Annotated in this window: 19 protein-coding genes and 1 pseudogene; 4 read left to right on the top strand and 16 right to left on the bottom strand. The window is 32.6% G+C overall.

What is annotated here, in order from left to right; all coding sequences use genetic code 11:
* Positions 1 to 21: 21 nt before the first annotated feature.
* The 10 genes and pseudogenes from LQV47_RS06575 to LQV47_RS06530 form a co-directional block, all read right to left on the bottom strand.
* Positions 22 to 624, bottom strand: a complete 603-nt coding sequence (locus LQV47_RS06575; RefSeq protein WP_230035103.1) for a porin family protein — start codon at positions 622 to 624, stop codon at positions 22 to 24.
* Between the two features lie 103 nt (positions 625 to 727).
* The gene (locus tag LQV47_RS06570; protein ID WP_230035101.1) at positions 728 to 1,654 is read right to left on the bottom strand and encodes a hypothetical protein; all 927 of its coding nucleotides are present in this window, start codon (positions 1,652 to 1,654) and stop codon (positions 728 to 730) included.
* A gap of 186 nt (positions 1,655 to 1,840) precedes the next feature.
* Entirely contained in the window at positions 1,841 to 2,227 is a 387-nt protein-coding gene (locus tag LQV47_RS06565; RefSeq protein WP_230035099.1) for a hypothetical protein, read from the bottom strand.
* Positions 2,228 to 2,329: 102 nt separating this feature from the next.
* Positions 2,330 to 2,755, bottom strand: a complete 426-nt coding sequence (locus tag LQV47_RS06560; RefSeq protein WP_230035097.1) for a hypothetical protein — start codon at positions 2,753 to 2,755, stop codon at positions 2,330 to 2,332.
* Positions 2,756 to 3,585: 830 nt separating this feature from the next.
* Positions 3,586 to 3,960: pseudogene (locus LQV47_RS06555) on the bottom strand (RHS repeat-associated core domain-containing protein); the annotation flags it as partial.
* The gene (locus LQV47_RS06550; protein ID WP_230035095.1) at positions 3,945 to 4,178 is read right to left on the bottom strand and encodes a PorT family protein; all 234 of its coding nucleotides are present in this window, start codon (positions 4,176 to 4,178) and stop codon (positions 3,945 to 3,947) included. The pseudogene LQV47_RS06555 and the gene LQV47_RS06550, both read right to left, overlap by 16 nt.
* A 28-nt stretch (positions 4,179 to 4,206) precedes the next feature.
* Positions 4,207 to 5,292: a grasp-with-spasm system SPASM domain peptide maturase gene (gene gwsS / locus LQV47_RS06545; protein WP_230035093.1), complete on the bottom strand. Its 1,086-nt coding sequence runs from the start codon at positions 5,290 to 5,292 to the stop codon at positions 4,207 to 4,209.
* Between the two features lie 232 nt (positions 5,293 to 5,524).
* A complete protein-coding gene (gwsG, locus tag LQV47_RS06540; RefSeq protein ID WP_230035091.1) occupies positions 5,525 to 6,424 on the bottom strand; it encodes a grasp-with-spasm system ATP-grasp peptide maturase in 900 nt (299 codons plus the stop codon).
* Positions 6,399 to 7,268 carry a hypothetical protein gene (locus LQV47_RS06535; protein WP_230035089.1) on the bottom strand — a complete coding sequence of 290 codons (870 nt, stop codon included), beginning with the start codon at positions 7,266 to 7,268 and terminating at the stop codon, positions 6,399 to 6,401. The genes gwsG and LQV47_RS06535 overlap by 26 nt, the downstream gene beginning before the upstream one ends.
* Positions 7,269 to 7,365: 97 nt before the next feature.
* Complete coding sequence (locus LQV47_RS06530) at positions 7,366 to 7,566, bottom strand: TIGR04139 family peptide modification target (RefSeq protein ID WP_230035087.1); 201 nt, start codon at positions 7,564 to 7,566, stop codon at positions 7,366 to 7,368.
* Between the two features lie 334 nt (positions 7,567 to 7,900).
* On the opposite strand from LQV47_RS06530, the gene LQV47_RS06525 reads away from it, so the two are divergent.
* Together LQV47_RS06525 and LQV47_RS06520 are read left to right on the top strand one after the other, a co-directional pair.
* Entirely contained in the window at positions 7,901 to 9,631 is a 1,731-nt protein-coding gene (locus LQV47_RS06525) for an AraC family transcriptional regulator (protein WP_230035085.1), read from the top strand.
* A gap of 288 nt (positions 9,632 to 9,919) precedes the next feature.
* Complete coding sequence (locus tag LQV47_RS06520) at positions 9,920 to 12,103, top strand: prolyl oligopeptidase family serine peptidase (protein WP_230035083.1); 2,184 nt, start codon at positions 9,920 to 9,922, stop codon at positions 12,101 to 12,103.
* Between the two features lie 134 nt (positions 12,104 to 12,237).
* On the opposite strand, the gene LQV47_RS06515 is transcribed toward LQV47_RS06520, so the two are convergent.
* The 4 genes from LQV47_RS06515 to pepE form a co-directional block, all read right to left on the bottom strand.
* On the bottom strand, positions 12,238 to 13,404 hold the full coding sequence (locus tag LQV47_RS06515) for a HAMP domain-containing sensor histidine kinase (protein WP_230035081.1): 1,167 nt from the start codon (positions 13,402 to 13,404) through the stop codon (positions 12,238 to 12,240).
* A 6-nt stretch (positions 13,405 to 13,410) separates the two neighbouring features.
* Entirely contained in the window at positions 13,411 to 14,784 is a 1,374-nt protein-coding gene (gene dacB / locus LQV47_RS06510) for a D-alanyl-D-alanine carboxypeptidase/D-alanyl-D-alanine-endopeptidase (protein WP_230035079.1), read from the bottom strand.
* Positions 14,785 to 14,906: 122 nt separating this feature from the next.
* Positions 14,907 to 15,770, bottom strand: a complete 864-nt coding sequence (locus LQV47_RS06505) for a hypothetical protein (protein ID WP_230035077.1) — start codon at positions 15,768 to 15,770, stop codon at positions 14,907 to 14,909.
* On the bottom strand, positions 15,767 to 16,462 hold the full coding sequence (pepE, locus tag LQV47_RS06500; RefSeq protein WP_230035075.1) for a dipeptidase PepE: 696 nt from the start codon (positions 16,460 to 16,462) through the stop codon (positions 15,767 to 15,769). The genes LQV47_RS06505 and pepE overlap by 4 nt, the downstream gene beginning before the upstream one ends.
* Positions 16,463 to 16,656: 194 nt before the next feature.
* Here pepE and LQV47_RS06495 point away from each other — a divergent pair, with 194 nt between their 5' ends.
* Complete coding sequence (locus LQV47_RS06495) at positions 16,657 to 17,217, top strand: hypothetical protein (RefSeq protein WP_230035073.1); 561 nt, start codon at positions 16,657 to 16,659, stop codon at positions 17,215 to 17,217.
* Between the two features lie 156 nt (positions 17,218 to 17,373).
* Here LQV47_RS06495 and LQV47_RS06490 read toward each other — a convergent pair whose 3' ends face one another.
* Entirely contained in the window at positions 17,374 to 17,862 is a 489-nt protein-coding gene (locus tag LQV47_RS06490) for a YdeI/OmpD-associated family protein (protein ID WP_230035071.1), read from the bottom strand.
* A 252-nt stretch (positions 17,863 to 18,114) separates the two neighbouring features.
* Between LQV47_RS06490 and fsa the strand changes: the two genes are divergently transcribed.
* Positions 18,115 to 18,768, top strand: coding sequence for a fructose-6-phosphate aldolase (gene fsa / locus LQV47_RS06485; protein WP_230035062.1), 654 nt, complete (start codon positions 18,115 to 18,117; stop codon positions 18,766 to 18,768).
* A gap of 67 nt (positions 18,769 to 18,835) precedes the next feature.
* Here fsa and LQV47_RS06480 read toward each other — a convergent pair whose 3' ends face one another.
* Complete coding sequence (locus LQV47_RS06480) at positions 18,836 to 19,705, bottom strand: GLPGLI family protein (RefSeq protein WP_230035060.1); 870 nt, start codon at positions 19,703 to 19,705, stop codon at positions 18,836 to 18,838.
* Positions 19,706 to 19,730 lie beyond the last annotated feature (25 nt).

Here is a 19,730-nt window from a genome sequence, read left to right as displayed (position 1 = left end):
CATTTACTATTTCCGCACTTCTTACTTAAAAAAATAATTTATACCTAACTGGAAATTAGTATTTTTTGAAGTTTCTCCACCCCCATTTTTAACAATATCAGTTAAACCGGCAGTATAACGGGCACTAATGCCTAATTTGGAAGTAAATTTGTACCCTAAGCCGATCCCCAGTCCAAAATTAAAAGTTTTTAATGAATCTTTATTACTCGCCTCATAAGAATTACCATTAATATCTCCTTTAGCCTGGGCATTGACCAGAAATCCAAATTCAGGACCCGCTTCCAGATAAAACTCAGGAGTGGCATTGTACTGAACCATTACAGGAACATTGATATAACTAAGGGTCTGTTTCATATTCGTTATGGTATACCCAGCAAAATCATAGTCGTCCTTTGCCTTTGCTCCCTGTTGGCTGTACACAACCTCCGGCTGAATACTGAATGCCTCAGAAATTGGAACATTTACCAATGCTCCGGCATAAAATCCAACCTGTGATTGGGTGTCATCTCCTGTTATGCTTGAAAGGTTACCTCCGGCTTTAATACCAAATTTTGGTCCCTCTGTAGATTGAGCGAATGCCATAGTTCCTATAGCTATGCATAAGCTTAGTAATTGTTTTTTCATATCATATGTTTTTTTATAAATTGTATTTTAATAAAGTATCAGATCAAACATTCCCGGTGACATAATATTCTTTAGAGAATCATTATACTCCATACTTTTACTTCTAAAATGTATCTGCACGTTTTATCATTAATTTTTCGTCTTTCCTGAGAAACAATATCCAGATCCAGGCAACCAATCCCAATATAAAAGAAATAATAATATTCACATAAAATACTTCTTTTACGGTTTCATTTGTTTGAAACTCCAGAATTGCCTGCTTTAAAGTAGAACCCTCTTTCATTAATAAAGCAAATACTGTCATAACATTTGCCATAATGACGCTTGCAATGTTTGTCAGAAAAATGATATACTTTTTGAATGTACCTTCACGCCCTTTTAAAAAGCCATATCCTATAAAAGCAGAAAAAGCAATAATAAGGGCCATTGCGGAGGCAATTCTTCCTAAATATACGGCAGATAAAACCCAAAGTATAATTCCTGGAATTGAAAATATTACAGCACCTAAAAATCCTGTCAGATAATTTTTCTCCTTTGAAATTCTTAGTTTTTCAATTTCGTAGAATTTATTGTTTTTTTCGTGGAAACAAGTGTCACAAAGTAATATTCCATTATCATTTAAGTTGTAATAGTTGACTTTTTGATTTGTTCCACAGCTATGACATTTGTATTGCTCAGGTATATTGAGTTTTTTGAAAAGATCAACTAAAAAGTCAAACAAAGAATAAACAGTCTTAAGCTTAGTATAAATAAAGCTTTCTGCAAACCGAAAGAAAATATCGGTATCTCCAATTTCAAAACTTGTAAATTTTAACCTCTTTTTGTTAGTGACCAGTTCTGTATTGATCTGCAGCCTTTGTTCTTCTGTTAGGTTACCGCTTGTCACGGTTACAAATTTGTATTGAGGGTTGCTTATTAAACTTGCGTCTGAAACGTTGAAAAAGTACCCTTTGTAAAGTCCGAATACACCATCCTCTGTTTTATACCAACCAAGGTCTTCAGCTATTTTTTTTGCTTTTGGAAAAATCATTTGTGTTTATTTTGTTTTCGTTATTCTGGAAAAACTGGTGGCATGTTTTTATACTGCCTAAAATAATGATTATTTACAAATATTACGAAACCAATATATTGAAAATGTATTCTCTTCATATTTGTTTTTAGATCGTTGTTGAAAACAGGAGTACTTGTATCCATGATTCTCTACAGCACTTTATAATTAGTCACTATTTCTCACCCTTTTAAATATAAATTCTTTGTTAGTTTTAATTATTACTAGTGTATCACTATTTGCTCTCTTAATAATTTTAAAAGGAAGATTAACTTCTCTCCAATAAATTGAAAACTCATCATTAACCAAGCTTCCTGGTATTAAAAGTTTTCTTTCATTCAAATCTTTTGTGTAATAGATAAAATCATACTCTTTTTCTATATAACTTTTTTTATCAATACTAAAAACATAACCTATATTAAAACTTCCTTCTCCGTCAACATTTGTGTTAAATGGGTAATCATTAAAATCAAGAAGATCTTTACCATTTTTATCCTTACAACTTAAAGTAGTGAAAAAGGAAAATATTATCATTAAAACTGTACGATAATTCATACGCTATTGTAAGGTTAATATAATTATTCTACCCAATATATTTATACTAAAAGAAGAGGTCTTCAATTTTTCATTATTAATCAACAAATTTTGACATTAAAACTATTCTTTTATAAATTTCATAAGCTCTGGAGGTATTGGAGGAAATTTATTTTTATCTTTAATAAAAGTTCCTTTTTTCCCTTCCATAATAAATACACTGGTCTCTTGATAATCTACATTATAAAACCATATTTGATCTTTATTATCAATGTAAATAGCCCATTTCATGTTATTACTAATTGAAGTATTAATATTTCTCTGATATAATATATTATTATAATAATCACAAATTCCATAGACAATAGTATTATCTTTAAATTCTTTTACAATAATACTTATGTTCCTAAAGTAATATATACCTGGCGAATTTATAAATGTATTTGTCTTAACAAATGTTGCTCTATTCTTATCATTTCTAGTAACATTAGAATTTTTATTACAATTAATAAGAAGAAATAACGCTATAATTATCGTAATCTTTCCCATTCTTTACTTTTTATTATAATTGTTTGAGTCCATTTAATTGTTATCCAATAATCAGCAGGATGGGCAGCAGATCTTGTAATACCACTGAAAACCCGATCCATTAAAACATGATTATTATGGTTTATCTGATCAGTCCATTTCAAATTAAAATTAAAAACATACGAATCAGTTGACTTAACATAGTTTCCATTCATAAAATAACTAAAATACTGAGTTCCATGTAGCATACCATAACCAGTATTATATGTATTATCTATTTCGAAACCAAAATTTCCTGACGTTTCAGAATACTTGGCTTTTTTTTCGGAATACATCATATAACTTCTTGCCACTGCTCTTTTGACAAGTTCATCCCGTATAAATCCATTTTTACTCATATAGTCACTCCAACCTTTGTCGTACGCAAAATTTAATTTTTTTCCTGATCCTTCAAGCCAGTGATTAAGCAATTCTTCGCCTTTTTTATCAAAATACCAAGGAGCTGCTGGATTTTCCTGATATGGAGCATAAAAGTCATTGTAATCAGGAGAAACAATATATTTATATCCGGCATTAACTCCGGTAGAAATCATACTATTCCCCGATAAATTAAATGAATAATTTATTCCTGCGAATCCTGTTAATGCACTTTTAAAAATGTTTTGTCCATTGGCGAGTCCATTAAATATACTTCCAACAGCTCCCACTACGGAATTTTGAATAAATTTTGTTCCATATACACTAATATTGCTTATCCCTTGACCAAGAGCTGCTCCAGCGAATGCTCCTCCAATTACAGAGGTCCAGGTGTTTTGCCAATCCCATTTTACAGGATTCCAATTTCCATGATTGGCCTGAACTCCACTTAAATAGCTTCCTACTATAGCCCCAATAAGCCACCCTAAGAACTCTCCACTTGGGTCATTATACATGAGTGGATTGTTCATCACATACCCATACTTATTATAGTTTTGGGTATTCATAGGGTCCTGTATGTTTTCATCAGCATTTAAGAACCTTCTAAGTAGCGGGTCATATAACCTGCCATTCATGTGAATAATTCCTACCTCAGCAAAATGTTCATGACCGGTATAGCCCCTGTCTATTAATAACGCAGAATTATCAATGGTGTTTTTATCCATGATCACTGCTCCGTGATTTCCAAATGACAAGGCCACCAGACTGCCCCATGCATCATAATGCCTTTGCTCTAGCGGTTTGCCACTTGTTGGCTGTACACAACCTCCGGTTGAATACTGAATGCCTCAGAAATTGGAACATTTACCAATGCTCCGGCATAAAATCCAAACTTTGATTTGGTGTCATCTCCTGTTATGCTTGAAAAGTTACCTCCGGCTTTAATACCAAATTTTGGTCCCTCTGTAGATTGAGCGAATGCCATAGTTCCTATAGCTATACATAAGCTTAGTAATTGTTTTTTCATATCATATGTTTTTTTATAAATATAATTTTTATTTTTCCACCAATTCTGATAACCCATAAAATTTTATTGCTTTTTGCTTAATTGGATTTTTGCTCCAGTCATCCCATTTTCCAGTATAGGGATCATAGCCACATTTTAAAGGCTTTGAAATATCAAGACCTTCTTTGTTTGTGTGCGTCCTTTCTGTATATGCACGGCAGTCAGTACAGATATAACGAAACTCGCAATCTTTACAAATTTCTATTTTATCCTTAGTGAGATCCCAGTATTTTTTGAAACCATTTTGTATATAAATCTCTTCAAGACTAGAATGATGGATATTTCCAAACTTTTCCGGCATCAAAGGGCAGTTTTTTATATTACCCTCTATATCAATTCCAATTTTTTTGTGTAAACATGAATTATGATTGATAGCTTCAAGGATTTTTGGAAGATTAGTATTGAAATATTTTAGATCTACTTTTCCGCAAGCGGATATTTTGAAATTTTCATGGCTAAAGTTTATATTAAATCTAAATATTTCTTTGGTGTTAAAAGGGATCTTCTTACAGTTATAAAAAATTAAATTATAAATCCTTGAAGTTGATTGGTTGAGGATTTGAAAAAACTCTTTATCTAAGGCATTGTGAAAAGGAGAATATATTTCAATACCTTCTAAAACAGTGCCTTTAAATTTATTGTCAATACTCTGATATTCTTTAATAGAAAGTTCTTGAGTACAATAAATTACTACATGTTTTACTCCTAAGTTGTCTATAGAATTTTTTATTTTATCGAGAACAAGGACATTATCAATTTCTATGAAAATATTTGAAATCTTGTTTGCTTCGTGAAACTCATAGGACAATGGAAGAAAATTCCCATCCCAATCCTCATTAGTTATAAAACCATATTCCTTTTCAAGTAGAAAGTCTATATACTCATGGACAAGCTGTTTAGATTCTGCATCGTAATTTTCTAAGACATTTTCAATAGCCTCATTTTTGAGCTCCTCAATAATATCATAAAGCTCTAAAGGGTATAGATCAGAAAGATTTCTCTGAAGATCGGAAATGAGAATTCTGGTGGCACCTTTTGCAATAATAATATTACTGAATAAATTAAAATATTTCATAATAGCCTTATAAGTGATTTGTAAGGTTGCTCTCTGGTAAGAAAATCTGTTTGAAACTTGCTAGATGTAAGAAAATAAACACTTTTACGGCGCTTTTTTGTTTTTTTAATGATTTCTGCATAGGTAAAAGTAAGAGGTAATTTGTCAGTTTCTCTAAAATTATTCTTCATATAGATTATAGTATAATAGTTAGAATACGTTCAGGATGAATTAAATGTGACAGCCAAAATATCTACAAATAATTTGCGATCTCTCTTTCTAAGGAATAATTACAAATTAATGATATTCCTAAAAACTGTCCGATAGGATTAACTTCTAAGAAATAATATTCGCTTCCGCTTTTGATAAAATCTATTGAGCCACAGTTTAGATCTAGAGATTGCATCAGTAAATCTATTTTTTCCTCAATATTCTTTGGAAGTTTGTATCTAATATTCCTATTAGGTTTGTCTATGTTGTATTTTCTGAAATCTGTCTTAGTTTGCTCATCATTCTGTGAAATTATGGCAATAGACCATATTTTTCTGTTTAGATAAAAACTCCGGACTTCAAAATCTTTTTCTATTTTTTCCTGAAAAAAAGAAATGAAAAAAGGGTTATCTTCTCTTTCTTCAACAATAGAAGTATACATCAATAACTCTGAATTTTTATAAGATTCCACACCCGCAATTCCAGTGATAGACTTTGTAATGGTTTTTCCTATTACTACCTGATCTGTATTTTCTGCCAGAAAATAAGAAGGAATATCTAAACCAACCTCTTGTGCCAATTCCAAAACGTGAAGTTTATTGACATTGCTATTGCTTTTTTTATTAATGCATTTTTTCGATTCTAACTTTTTAACCACATAATCTTCCAGCCAATGCTGATGCTCATACATATAGGAATTGATAGAAGGGTTTTTATATTGTAGCCGCTTAAATTTCAGATCTCCCCTTCTAAACCAAACACTGGTTATATCATCAATGAAAAAACTGTTTCGGGAGCTTTCAATATAAATACATTTATCTTTTGCTTTAATTTCAAAAAATTCATCTTCATGTATTCGAATGAACTTTTTACCCATTGCCGAAAGCCATTTAATAACTTCATCGGTAGTGGTCTCTTTATTCCTTGATATAATTAGTATCATTTTCCTTGAGCTTTTTTAAAAAATCTTTCTTAATTATAGCGGCATGTTTTAAACTCGGAAGACCAATACTTTTTCTATGGCGATTTATTGAAGCAGAATCTATTTCTTTTAGAAAGCTTCTTCCCATACCATAATATGTACCTTTACCAGGTAAGAACTGATATCCGTCTACCATTATTGAATAATCAAGTGGAGGACAGTCTCCAGATTTTACATATTCTAATATTTTAGTTTCTAAATATGGATAAAGAGCTTTTGATTCAGACATATGACTGATTAATGTAAGCATGGGATAACTTCCTATTTTATCCTGTGAAGGAAATCCGAACTTTTTAAATGTCCATTTAAAAAGGGTTGCATTTTTTTCTACGTTTTTCCGGACTAATGCAGTATCGTCAGGTCTTCCCTGCTGATCTCTTATAAGTGCAGTTTTAAACGAATCAATTAATTGCCTGTTTAAGTCCTTTTTCCAGGTTGATATTTTCCGCTGAACTTCTGTACTATCTATGCCATATTTGTTGAAAAGGGGTAGATATTTTATATATTCCTTATCGTAAGGAGCGATTAGAGAAATTAATTGATATAGGCTCTCCTTTCCTCCAAAATCTTCATGATATTGTTCTGCAAGAGTAATATAAGTCTCATACTCTTTAATACGTTCCTGATTTTTTGGGATATATTTTTTAAAAAGAGATCGATATTCTTTTATGGCTAGTTTTGGTTTTTTGGCTAACCTATATATACTGTCAATCTCATTGACCTTATTATAATAAGGGATATAGTTTTTTTTGCACGAGAATAAAACAAAAAAAGATATTATTAAGATACTAATTAATATTTTCATTCTTATTGATTTTGTTAAGAAAATCTTTTTTATCAAATCAATTTTCAAAATGTGTTATAGAGTAAAAGTGAGGGAGAACCCTCACTTTTTTTAATCATCAACCAGCACATAACCAGCCTCTTGAAATGTATTCACCCGTTCCATTTGGCCCTGAATAAAAATCAGATTCACCACATCCATCAGAATTTACAAGATTGGATTTAACAGCATAGCCTCCATTTACTGATTTTAGCTCATTTCTTTTCAATTTTTTGTTTTCTAACGAAGAGAAATTCTTCATACCCGTTAACTTTTTCATTTTTTTGAATTTTTTAAATTAATATTTTGTCTGCCATATATCCCTGGCATGGGAAGGTGCTGATCAGCGTGCTTCAATATTTATCTCTATACTGTACACATATAAAAGTAAATTTTGTGTTTTTACCTGAAGCAAAGATGCATTTGCATTTTTGATAATACAAGAAAAGCATATCTGGATTTATAAATTCAGGGACAATAATATATTGAATTTATAAATTCAGCTAAAATACATATAATTCAAAATATTGATTTTCAATTTTTTAATACTAAATATTCATCTTACAGTGAAAAATAATTTGAAAAAGATGTATTTTTGTATATCGAAACACAATATGAAAAAAAAGATCCTTATTTGTTTGTTGGCCCTTTGTCAGAATTTATATTTTTCCCAAAATATAAAAGGATTTCGTATTCCAGACTCTTTAAAAAACAGAAGTTTTGAACAATTAGAAAATTCGTTCAATACAACACTCCATTCCAATAAAACTAAAGCTAAAGTTTATGCTAATACTATAATTCTAAAGGCTAAAAAAAATAAAAATAATGAGAAAATTGCTGATGGATATGAGTCTTTATATAAAATAAGCAGTGATGCGCAGACTCTTTTATTTGTAGACAGTATGATTACTGTATCCAAGAAAATGCAAAATCATAAATATTTATCAGAAGCTTATCGGTACAAAGGTGTTTATTATTATTACGCTGCTGATTATGCTAAATCATTAGATAATTACTTAATCGCCAGAGGTTATGCTAAAAGAGAAGGTGAAGTTTACAATAATATCAATTCCTGCATAGGTCTACTAAAGCTTGAATTGCAGGATTATCCCGAAGCTTTAAATTTATTATTAGGTTATAAAAATTATTTAGAAAAGAATAATCTCACAAGTCATATCAATTATGAGAAGTGCTTATATAATTTGGCATATGCATATCATGTAAGTAATCAATTAGATTCTTCAAATTACTATGCCCAACGTGGACTTGAAAAGAATTTGAAAAGCAAAGATCAGGATCTATATGCCTCCTTATCATTAGTTTCAGGTATTAACACTTTCAAGCAAGGAAACTATAAACTCGCTTTACCAATTCTGGATAGAGCTTCCTATCTTTTTACAAAAAACCTAGACAATATTCAAAATATAGCTCTAAGTGAATATTATATAGGAAAAATTTTATATAATATGAACAATAAAAAGTTTATAAATAGATTTGAAAAGGTAGACTCTATTATTACTACAAGTAAAAATGTTTCTTATGAGCTACGAAATACTTATCCATTTTTAATTGATTATTACAAAAAAACAGGAAATAAGGAAAAACAATTATTTTATATAGAGCATCTCTTGTTTGTAGATAGTATTTTAACTAAAAACTATAGCTTTTTATCAACAGAAATCAATAAAAAATATGATACACCTCTTCTGTTAAATGAAAAAGAGATTTTGATTGCAGACTTAAATTCTAAGAACTATACCTTATTTTGGCTATTGGGTGCAGGTGGTTTGCTTATAGCCAGTTTGTTTGTTTTACAAATAAGAAATAGGAAAAAAATAAAATTATATCAATCTAAAGCCAATTTGCTAACTGAAAAACCAGATATAAAAGAAGCTATTTCAGAAGTTGATGAGCCATATAACAAAGTACCTTATCCTTCACTAAAACAAAAGAATGAAAAATCTAAATTGTTGAATCTATCTGATAGTAAAATCAAACAGCTTAGAATACAGCTAGAAGAATTTGAGAGCAATAAACGCTTTTTAGATAAAACAATCAATCTAGATTTATTATCAAAAGAGCTTAATACAAACAGAGCTTATTTATCAAAACTGGTCAACGAATTGAAAGGGCAAAATTTTCCTCAGTATCTTAATGAATTAAGAATTAATTACATTATTGAAGAATTAAAGAAAAATAAAAATTTACAAAAATTTACGATAGCTGCTATTGCGGATGAAGCAGGATACAATAATGTGGAGTCTTTTACTAATGCATTTAAAAAAATTACAAATACGTTACCTTCCTATTTTATAAAAGCCTTAAAAGAAAAAGAAAAGTCATGATTTTCTTACTTATCATATAATCAATAAATTAAAATCTGTACGGAATTTATAAATTTCGGCAGATAATTCTTGAATAATTATATATTAATTTCGTTATTCGCAAGATAAATAAAGACAACAAATAAGATGAAACAGAAAAAACAAACTGAAAAAAAGCTATCACTGAAAAAACTACAAATGGTTAAGATTAATAATCCTCAAACAATAAAAGGAGGTAACGGTGTGAATGATTATAACGGAGATGACACAACAGGTACAGGTACAGGTAGAACAAGATAAATTTATATAATGACATATCGACCTATTTTCATATTTTTTGTTCACTTTGTTTTTGGTATGATGAATGCTCAAAAAACAAATTTAGCTCCTTCAAAATCTATAACGGAAGACTATTTTGGAATTAAGATTATAGATGAGTTTAGAAATTTAGAAAATTTAAAAGACCCTTCAGTTATTAATTGGATGCAATCTCAAACCAATTATTCAGATTCAGTCCTTTATAAAATTCCCAATAGAGAATATTATATTAATAAAAGAATCGAATTTGATCAGCGACAATCATTTTCAGTAGATAAAATTAATATTACGGAAAATAATTTTTGTTTTTATTTAAAAAAGAAACCTGATGAAAATACAGCAAAATTATATTACAGAAAGGGATTTAAAGGAATAGAAACAGAAATTTTCAATCCTGAAAATTACAATTTGAAGTCCCATAAAAAATACTTAATTAATTATATTAAACCTAATTATGATGGCTCTAAGGTAGTTATCGCCTTAACGGAAAGCGGAAAAGAAATTTCTGAAATGGTTATCTATGATTTAAAATCCCATAAAATACTTCCTGATCTTGTTACAAATTGCTGGCCAACGAACGGTGGTGGTATTTCTTGGCTTCCAGACAATAACAGCTTTGTCTATCTTCAATTTCCTATTACAGATCCAAATTCTAATCTGTTTATGAAAAATATGCAGGCTGTTGTTTATAAAATAGGACAAAATTCGAAAGAAATAAATGTCATATTATCAAAAAAGAACAATCCCAATTTAAAAATAAACTCTGAGGATTATCCTATAGTAAAACTTCCTACAAAAGAAAGTCGATACCTCTTTGGCTATAGAGCAGGAGCTACAAATTTTAATGATACATACTTCAAACCAGTTAGTCATATCAATGAAAAAAATCAATGGAAGCTACTGTTTCCTAAAGAAGAAAAAATTAACGGCTTTATTGTAGAAAATGATAGTATAATTTATATATCAGAGAAAAACGGAATTAATGCAGTTTATTGGACATCACTGAAAAGCCCGGATTTTAAAAATTCTAATATACTAATTCCTAGTATACCTAATGAAGTGATTAACGGACTTTATCAAATCAAAAATGGTTTTGTCTTTAGCAGTTCAAGAAATGGTGTGGAGGCTAAATTATACCTTTATCAAAATAGTAAAATCGAAAACCTGATATTACCATTTCCTTCAGGTGATATTACGGTAACTACTCAAAATAATTATTCCGATAACTTCTGGATAAATTGTACAGGATGGAAAAATAATGATGAGTATTTTAGATTTGACCAATTAACAAAAAAATTCATTCCTGAAAATCTGGCTCCGGTTGTAGAATATCCTGAATTCAAAGATATTATAGTAAAAGAAATAACTGTCAAGTCTCATGACGGACAAGATATTCCTCTTTCATTACTATACAGAAAAGACATTCAGAAAGATAAAAACAATCCTCTTTTGATTGATGCCTATGGAGCTTATGGAATCAATAATAGTCCTTTTTTAGATATGACATTTATGCTTTGGGCACTAAAAGGTGGAATTGTTGCAATTGCTCATGTAAGAGGGGGTGCAGAGAAGGGTGAATCATGGCATTTAGGAGGTTTTAAAGATACTAAACCAAATTCTTGGAAGGATTTGATATCCTGTGCTGAGTATATGATCCATGAAAATTATACATCTAAAGATAAAATAGCCATTTGGGGACAAAGTGCTGGAGGAATTACTATAGGAAGAGCTATGACTGAAAGACCTGATCTATTCAAAGTTGCCATTATAACGGCAGGAATATTAAATACCCTAAGAATTGAGGCAATGCCAAATGGATTAAATAGTGTAAAAGAATTCGGTTCTAAAGATATTGAATCTGAGTTCAAGGCTTTATATGAAATGGATGCTTACCAGCATATTAAAAAAGGCATTAAATATCCTGCGACCTTTATTACTACTGGAATCAATGATCCTCGAGTTGCTCCTTGGATGCCTGCTAAATTTGCAGCAAAATTACAAATGGATAATATATCTGATAATACTATATTACTTAAAGTAGACTATAAAGGCGGACACGGTGGACGTGACCAGCTTCTAAAACAAAAATATTCAAATTTAGCTGATGTTTTCTCTTTTGCTCTTTGGCAGCTTGGTCATCCGGATTACCAGCCGAAAGAAAACATAAAAAAGTAACACCTTATTTTCCTTTCTAATCTTTTGATGGATACGTTTTCCGTATTCATCTTATTTTCATGCAGGGAATTTCAGGAAGATATAAATTCGCACCATGATTTGGCATATGATTTATACATTCCCAAGATATTTTCTTACGTTTTTTTTATAGTTATTCTAAACGTACTACCCTTTCCTACTTCAGTCTGAGAGATTTTAATATCTCCGTTATGGTATTCATGGATAACTCTTTTTGCCAGCGACAATCCCAGTCCCCAACCTCTTTTTTTGGTAGAATAGCCCGGCTTAAAAGCATTTCTCGCCTGTTGTTTTGTCATTCCGCTTCCATTGTCTTTTACTTCCACAAGAATACTTTTATTTCTTTCAAAAACGGACATGGTAATAGATCCTTCCCCTTTCATCGCATCTACTGCATTTTTCACCAGATTTTCTATTACCCAGCTCATCAGAATTTTATTATGAGGAACCAGAACTGTATAATTTGGAAGCTGTAGGGTAAAATTAACTTTCCTGGAAATTCTGGTTTTTAAATAATCATAATTTACCTGAATTGTTTCATTGAAATTCATATCATTCAGCTCCGGCACAGAACCTATTTTTGAAAACCTTTCAGAGATCGTTCTCAGCCTTTCAATATCTTTTTCTATCTCATGTACCCCTTCTGAATCCGGATTTTCAAGCTTCATGATCTCCATCCATCCAATCATAGATGATAAGGGAGTTCCAATCTGGTGAGCTGTTTCTTTGGCCAATCCAGCCCAAAGGTATCCTTCGTCTGTTTTCTTTATCGTCCTGAAAAACCAGAAAGAGAAACCGAAATATAAGAGAATAAATAATCCTAAAATATAAGGCGAATAACGAAGGTTATTAAGCAGTCGTGAATTGTCATAATAGACAAACTGGTTATTTCCGTCAGGCACTTTAATTTCTATAGGATCATAGTTTTTCTCCATATTCCTGATGAGATCCTGCAGTTTCTCTGGATCTTTTATGGTATTTTCAGGGATATTCCTGTAATACCCCAAATCAAGGATGACCTTTTTATTTTTATCGGTTACAATAAACGGAATGGTATTATTGATATTCAGGATCTCCGGTAAAAGGTCCAAAACATCGGTATCAGGAGTTTTCACTTCCTGCTGGATCCGTATGGCTTTGGATAGAAGGCTGATCCTTTTAATTTCTTCTTTTCGGAGGAAATTGATTAGTGATGTAGATGCTATTACAATGCCTACCACTAAGGCAGTCATTACAACAAAAATAATCCAGTTATTCAGTCTGGTTAATATGGATTTTCTCAAAGTTTTTTATTTTAAAACATTCAGAATTTTCTGCAGCTCTGTACTTCCACTTCCCTGATAGTTGTTGATAATAATTGAAAATACGTATTTTTTTCCATCTTTAGCGGTGTGGTAACCTGCAAAGGATTTGGTATCTCTCATGGTTCCGCTTTTCATTTTCATTCCATTCTCCTGAACCGGAAATCCATCCTGATAAGCTTCAAACCAAGATTGCTTTTTAGCATATAACAACGCCTGTACCTCTGCTTTTGCCGCCACATAATTCTGAGGGGAAAGTCCACTGCCATCAGCAAAATTAATCATATTCGGATTAATTCCTTTTGACTTCCAGAATTCCTTCAGGTAGGCGACTCCACTTTTAAAGCTTGGGTTTCCTTTTTTCTCTTTTCCTAAGGTTTTAATTAAAGTTTCCCCATAAAGATTGACACTTTTTCTTAAAAACCAATACACAATTTTATCCAGCGTCGGAGACTGGTAAGTTAGGATAATATTATTTTTCGGAGCTTCCAAGGCCTTCTTTCCTTCTATTTCAAGTTGAGAATTAGTTATGGCTTTTCCTGAGATCTCAATTCCTGATTCTTTTAGCCATTGCTGTACTTCCGCAGCCAGTTGTAAAGGAGGATTGGGTGTAGAACCTGAAACGGTGACTGTTTTACCACCCGGAAGCATACCGTTGATTAAGGCAACATCAGAATGAGGAGCTGTAAAGATCAGGCTCTGATCTGAGCTTCCTCCTGTTTTTAGATCATTCAGCCATTTTACACCTTCCAGGGGATAGGAAAAGTTTTTAAAATCTGTGCCGTTGATGTTGATATCAAACTGATTTTCCCTCCAGTTGATCCCCCAGACTCCTGCACCATAATAATTTCCAAGGTCATCCCAGGGCCATCCTCCGGGAATGGTTTGATGGTCAAAATAAGAATCATCTATAATCAGATCACCGGATATTTTTGTAATTCCGGAATTTTTAATGGCTTCAATTAATTTTTTTTTAAAGCTTTCGGGTTTATAGGCATCATACCGCCAGCTTCCCAAAGTAGGATCACCATTGGAACTGATGAAAAGGTTTCCATTCAAATTCCCCCCGGATATACTTCCGGAATAACTGGAAGTAGTGGTATACGTATAATTTTTACCTAACGTTTCCAAAGCAGCTCCTGCTGTAAAAATCTTCTGTGTAGAAGCAGTTGAAAGACCCTTATTCCCCTGATATTCATATATAAAATTTCCATTATCATCTGAGACATAAAATGACAGAGCGGAAGCAATGGTTCCTGAAGAGTCCATAAGGTCTTTGGTTGCTTTATCTAATTTCTGGGCTATATTCTGAGCAGAAATAACCTGTACAGAAAGGGTGAGAACTGCAAGTGTTTTTCTCATTGCATTGTTGTTTTTACTCTAAACTTTATTAAGATGTCTCAATCACGGGGCTCAATCATACTATTGACTGGCTGAACCGGACTAAAAACATTTTTATTCATTCAAATTCTAATCAAATATACTTAAAATAAAAGCTTCTCATATTCTTTGAGATCATGGTGCCTAAAAAGGATCTGGTGGTCAGGTGACTTTTCAAATGACCGATCGTATTTAAAATATTTCTCATAATCATCTTCGTCTATAAAGATATCCATCTGGCAGGCTTTTATATAATTTGCCTTTTCTCCATAATCTTCAATAAAGACTTCAGATTCAGTCCATGGTTCCTGATGACAACGAAGGCAGGACCTTTTGTAAACAGCCTTATATCCGCATATTTCACAGTGCTGTAAATTTTCAAATAATTCTGAAACCGTATTTTGCCTATCCGGTGGAAACACCTGTAACGGAATAGTTTTCATAAGCAGATAATAATTGGGTTCCTGCCAGGAAAAAGAAATCCCTTCCATCTCGCAGGCAGGTTCTTCTGTATACACCCGTAATTTCTGAAGATCATATTCAATGTCAGCTCTTACAATATCCTTTATAGTAAGCAGTATTTTATTGTTTGATCTGATATTCAGTTCTTCGTCAATTTCGATAACCGGCTTCTGGGTAAGGTAATGGCTCAGGCATAAAGTGGTTTCCCAGAAATTTATTGATCTTTTTTTTCCTTCACTTCCACAAATCTCGCAGGTTTCCATAGAAAGTGCGGTGTACTTTTGGGTAATATTTTTAATGACCGTGTTAAGCTCCTTATCTTCAGAATAGATGTAGCAACGGAGTTCTCCATATTTTTCTTTACCAAAAATATCTTTTTCAGTGTTCCAGCCTCCAATGGCAAATTCAAACAGCATTTGTTTGATCAGCGCATTCCATCCGGTGCTGTTCACCTGAAAATTTTTCAGATTACGTTCTATGAAAGCATTGATCACTTCCTGTTTCATGACAGTGTGCTTCCGGATTCTATTTCATAAGGTTCTTTATTTTTTTCAAAAATCCTGGTTAGCTCACTTCCTTCAACAGTAATGGAGTCTCCCGTTCTTCTGATCCAGTTTCCTTCTCTGAGTCCTACTACTTTACTATCATTCTGGGTAAGAAATTCTTTGATTCTGGTTTCTCTGGTTTCTCCGTTGTGTTTCAAATCCGGATTCGGATCAAGATAATGAGGATTAATATTGAACGGAACGAGTCCCATGCAGTCAAAACTTGGCGGATAAACAATCGGCATATCGTTCGTGGTTTTCATGTTTTGTCCACCAATATTACTTCCTGCACTGCATCCCAGATAAGCTTTACCACCTGTCACATTGTCTTTTAAAACAGACATCAGCCCTTCTTCATGCAGTGTTTTAACCAATAAAAATGTATTTCCGCCGCCTGTAAAATAACCTTTAGCCTGATGTAAGGCTTCAGCTTTATCTTCAAATTCATGAAGACCTTTTACTTTAATGCTGATGGTTTCAAAGAAGGAACGTACTTTTGCAGTATACTCATCATGAGAAATACCACCGGGTCTTGCAAAAGGAATAAAAACAATTTCGTCAATTCCTTTATATAACTGGATTAATTCTTCTCTTAAATATTCCAGATATTCTCCACCGAAAATGGTGGATGTGGAAGCTAATATGATATTCATACAGGGAAAATATATTGATTATTAAAAAAAATACTGAACTACAAAGATAAACTCAAACGGTAATGAATCAAAAATTAAACTAAAAAAAACATCAATCCCGTTAATATTTTCTAAAAAAACTTAAAGCTTCTAAAATTTGAGTTTTTATGGAATTATTATTGAATTTCAGAAGTTAGAATTTTAAATATAAGATTATGAAAACGGTTAAAGTTAATATTAAAAATCTATTTTTAGGTTTAATTCTAGTAGGAGGTACTAGTTTAGTAAGTGCACAAACCACTCAGGCAGACAGTACGAAGAATACGGCTAATACAGCTGCTGTGAGTCAATCGGGCAACTCTACTATTGAAGGTCTTAAAAAACAAATCGAAGCCAATCCAAAGGATACGGAATCGCTATCAAAACTGGCTGCGGCTTATCAGGATGCTTCAGACTGGACCAATGCGATTGATACATGGAAAAAAATATCTGCTTTGTTACCGGATTGGGCTCCGTCTTATTATAGCCAGGCATATGCCTACCAGTCTGCTAAAGATGATGCCAATGCAAAACTTGCTTACGAAAAGTATGTTGCTACGGTAAAACCTGAAGAAGTAGAGCAGAATAAGAAAAATCTGGCTTATGCCTATTTCTATATAGCTTTTGCAGAACAAAAAAGTGATCCCGGCAAAGCAAAAGAGCATATTGCTAAATCTTTACAGTATGACCCTACCAATCAGGATGCTATAAAACTTAGCAAGACTTTAAACTCATAAAATAAATAAAACCGGAAAATTTTCCGGTTTTATTATTTCTTGCCCTCTAATTTTTATTCTTTATTGTAATTGGAAACTATAAATTATCTCACCAGAATCTAAGATCCGTCATCTGAAATCTTGATTCTTGGCTCTTGATTCTTGGTTCTTTTTCCCCTAATCAATCCTTTTCCCAAAAAAGTCTGTTTCGCCGTGCAAATGCCGGATAATTTTTTCAATATTCCGCTGAATACCGGCTTCCGTTTTCAAATTATTGATATAGCGGATCAGTTCATGCCGTCTTGAAGGAATCAGTTTTTCAAAATTGGCTGTAGCCAGATTACTGTCCCTGATCGCCTGTTCCAACTGAGGATGGATGGCAACACTTCTGTCGGAATCATCATATTCCAATGTTACTTCAATGGTTTCGCCTATTCTTTTCGGAGAATTTTTCAACATGAGTAAATTCACATACAATCTCCATTCCCCTACATATTTCATCAGGTTCTGCTTAAACTCTTTACCGTTCACTGTTCCTTTTACCGGAATCGGACTCTTATTCCTTTCTGAATCCTCAAAAATCTGATCCAAAATTTCTTCAGGAACAAAAACAAAAGGATTAATCCCTATGATTTCCAGTGTTGCTGTAAAATGCTTTTTTTTCATGGAGTAACAAATGTACGATTTTAGAAATTAGACAAGAGACTTCGAGATTTGAGACTTATAGATTACCTTTCAAACAACAATTCCCATAAAGTTTCTCTAGATTTTCAGTTTCAGTTTTTCACACTCAAACACTCCCACCCTCAAACTCGTATCCCGCATCCCGAACCCCGGACCTCGTAACTCAAAATTCATACTCAGGAACTCAATTAATTCTCCTATCTTTGCAGAACTAAATCTATTTAATTTAACGAAATGAAATTTTTTATTGACACAGCTAATTTAGAGCAAATCAAAGAAGCTAAAGATCTTGGTATTTTGGATGGTGTAACTACCAATCCTTCATTAATGGCTAAAGAAGGAATCCAGGGAGCTGAAGCAATCAAAAACCATTATAAAACGATCTGCGAACTTGTAGACGGAGATATTTCTGCAGAAGTACTTTCTACAACTTATGAGGAAATGATCAAAGAAGGAGACGAATTGGCTGCTATCCACCCAAATATCGTAGTAAAGATTCCAATGATCAAGGACGGTATTAAAGCGTTAAAATATTTTTCTGACAAAGGAATCAAGACTAACTGTACGTTGATTTTTTCTGCAGGCCAGGCTCTTTTAGCAGCAAAAGCAGGAGCTACTTATGTTTCTCCGTTCTTAGGAAGACTGGATGATATCTCTACTGATGGATTAAACCTTATCCAGGAGATCAGACTTATTTTTGATAATTATATGTTTGACACTGAAATCCTTGCAGCTTCTATCCGTCACTCAATGCATATCATTGACTGTGCTAAAATTGGAGCTGATGTAATTACCTCTCCACTTCCTCCGATCTTGAGCTTGTTAAGACACCCATTAACAGACAGCGGACTGGCTCAGTTTATTGCAGATTCTCAGAAATTAGCATAAAATTGACAACAATCTAAAATATAAAAATCCCGAAACAATGTTCCGGGATTTTGTTTTAATAGCCTACTTATTTCAACAGGTCGAGCTCAAGGATATTATTTTCCTTCTGGATATCATTCCTTCGTTTTGTTTCTTTATCCCTTTTTTCTGAATCAGAAGCAGTGGTCATTTTTCCTGATGCATCTATTTCTTTAACAACAATCCCCTGGGCCATCATCTGTCTTTCGCTTTTCATCGGATCAGCACGATACTCTTTAAAAGCTTTTCTATATTTCTCTTCATTCACCGTAATGATCGGGTTAAATCGTGCTTTCTCTTTAGTACTCTTCCATTCATATCCTGCCGGAAGCTTTTTATTTCCTTTTAATTCAAATGAATGGGTGTGGGTAGTATCTTCAAGCTTTACAATTAATCCCGGAAGCCCGTGAAATTTATAGGGTCCATCCTGAATAGGAAGATCTGTGGTAAACCAGGCGGTCCATTTTCTGCCGATAAAGTCACAGACTGCCTTCTGGACGGTAAATTCTCCTATTTTTGTTTTATCTGAAAGAATGGTCCATTGTTGTTTTCTTCCATCTTTTACCATATATTCGTCAGCAACCAGGTTATTGAAAAAAATCACTGAATAATCCGGATATGTCTTTTCAACACTATACCGTATTTTACCTTTATATTGAATACCTGAGAGATTTAATTCTTTAGTTCCGGCCTTAAACTGTTTTTCCATAGTTGCAGCAATGAGAGAATCTGTTTCAAAGGTATCTTTACTGTAAAATTTTGAACCTTTTGAAACAACATCCAGCAGCATGATCTCCGTTTCCGGTTGATCTCCGGCAGTAGAATCTGTGACATACCGGTACTCATACATGAATCTCTGATTCTGTGCATTGGCTATCATGCCTACTAAAAGAATCGTTAAGGTGATTAGTTTTTTCATTGTTAGTTATTTTGTGTGATGTAAT

It is taken from the genome of Chryseobacterium sp. Bi04, from assembly GCF_918698085.1.
In the GTDB taxonomy this organism is placed as follows: Bacteria; Bacteroidota; Bacteroidia; order Flavobacteriales; family Weeksellaceae; genus Chryseobacterium.
The sequence above is the reverse complement of the archived record's forward strand: the minus strand, read 5'-3'. Positions and strand labels throughout refer to the sequence as shown.

Bases quoted from the DNA above. Each gene is read 5' to 3' on its own strand.
- LQV47_RS06575 (WP_230035103.1), bottom strand. From the start codon at position 624: ATGAAAAAACAATTACTAAGCTTATGCATAGCTATAGGAACTATGGCA.
- LQV47_RS06570 (WP_230035101.1), bottom strand. From the start codon at position 1,654: ATGATTTTTCCAAAAGCAAAAAAAATAGCTGAAGACCTTGGTTGGTAT.
- LQV47_RS06565 (WP_230035099.1), bottom strand. From the start codon at position 2,227: ATGAATTATCGTACAGTTTTAATGATAATATTTTCCTTTTTCACTACT.
- LQV47_RS06560 (WP_230035097.1), bottom strand. From the start codon at position 2,755: ATGGGAAAGATTACGATAATTATAGCGTTATTTCTTCTTATTAATTGT.
- LQV47_RS06550 (WP_230035095.1), bottom strand. From the start codon at position 4,178: ATGAAAAAACAATTACTAAGCTTATGTATAGCTATAGGAACTATGGCA.
- gwsS (WP_230035093.1), bottom strand. From the start codon at position 5,292: ATGAAATATTTTAATTTATTCAGTAATATTATTATTGCAAAAGGTGCC.
- gwsG (WP_230035091.1), bottom strand. From the start codon at position 6,424: ATGATACTAATTATATCAAGGAATAAAGAGACCACTACCGATGAAGTT.
- LQV47_RS06535 (WP_230035089.1), bottom strand. From the start codon at position 7,268: ATGAAAATATTAATTAGTATCTTAATAATATCTTTTTTTGTTTTATTC.
- LQV47_RS06530 (WP_230035087.1), bottom strand. From the start codon at position 7,566: ATGAAAAAGTTAACGGGTATGAAGAATTTCTCTTCGTTAGAAAACAAA.
- LQV47_RS06525 (WP_230035085.1), top strand. From the start codon at position 7,901: ATGAAAAAAAAGATCCTTATTTGTTTGTTGGCCCTTTGTCAGAATTTA.
- LQV47_RS06520 (WP_230035083.1), top strand. From the start codon at position 9,920: ATGACATATCGACCTATTTTCATATTTTTTGTTCACTTTGTTTTTGGT.
- dacB (WP_230035079.1), bottom strand. From the start codon at position 14,784: ATGAGAAAAACACTTGCAGTTCTCACCCTTTCTGTACAGGTTATTTCT.
- LQV47_RS06505 (WP_230035077.1), bottom strand. From the start codon at position 15,770: ATGAAACAGGAAGTGATCAATGCTTTCATAGAACGTAATCTGAAAAAT.
- pepE (WP_230035075.1), bottom strand. From the start codon at position 16,462: ATGAATATCATATTAGCTTCCACATCCACCATTTTCGGTGGAGAATAT.
- LQV47_RS06495 (WP_230035073.1), top strand. From the start codon at position 16,657: ATGAAAACGGTTAAAGTTAATATTAAAAATCTATTTTTAGGTTTAATT.
- LQV47_RS06490 (WP_230035071.1), bottom strand. From the start codon at position 17,862: ATGAAAAAAAAGCATTTTACAGCAACACTGGAAATCATAGGGATTAAT.
- fsa (WP_230035062.1), top strand. From the start codon at position 18,115: ATGAAATTTTTTATTGACACAGCTAATTTAGAGCAAATCAAAGAAGCT.
- LQV47_RS06480 (WP_230035060.1), bottom strand. From the start codon at position 19,705: ATGAAAAAACTAATCACCTTAACGATTCTTTTAGTAGGCATGATAGCC.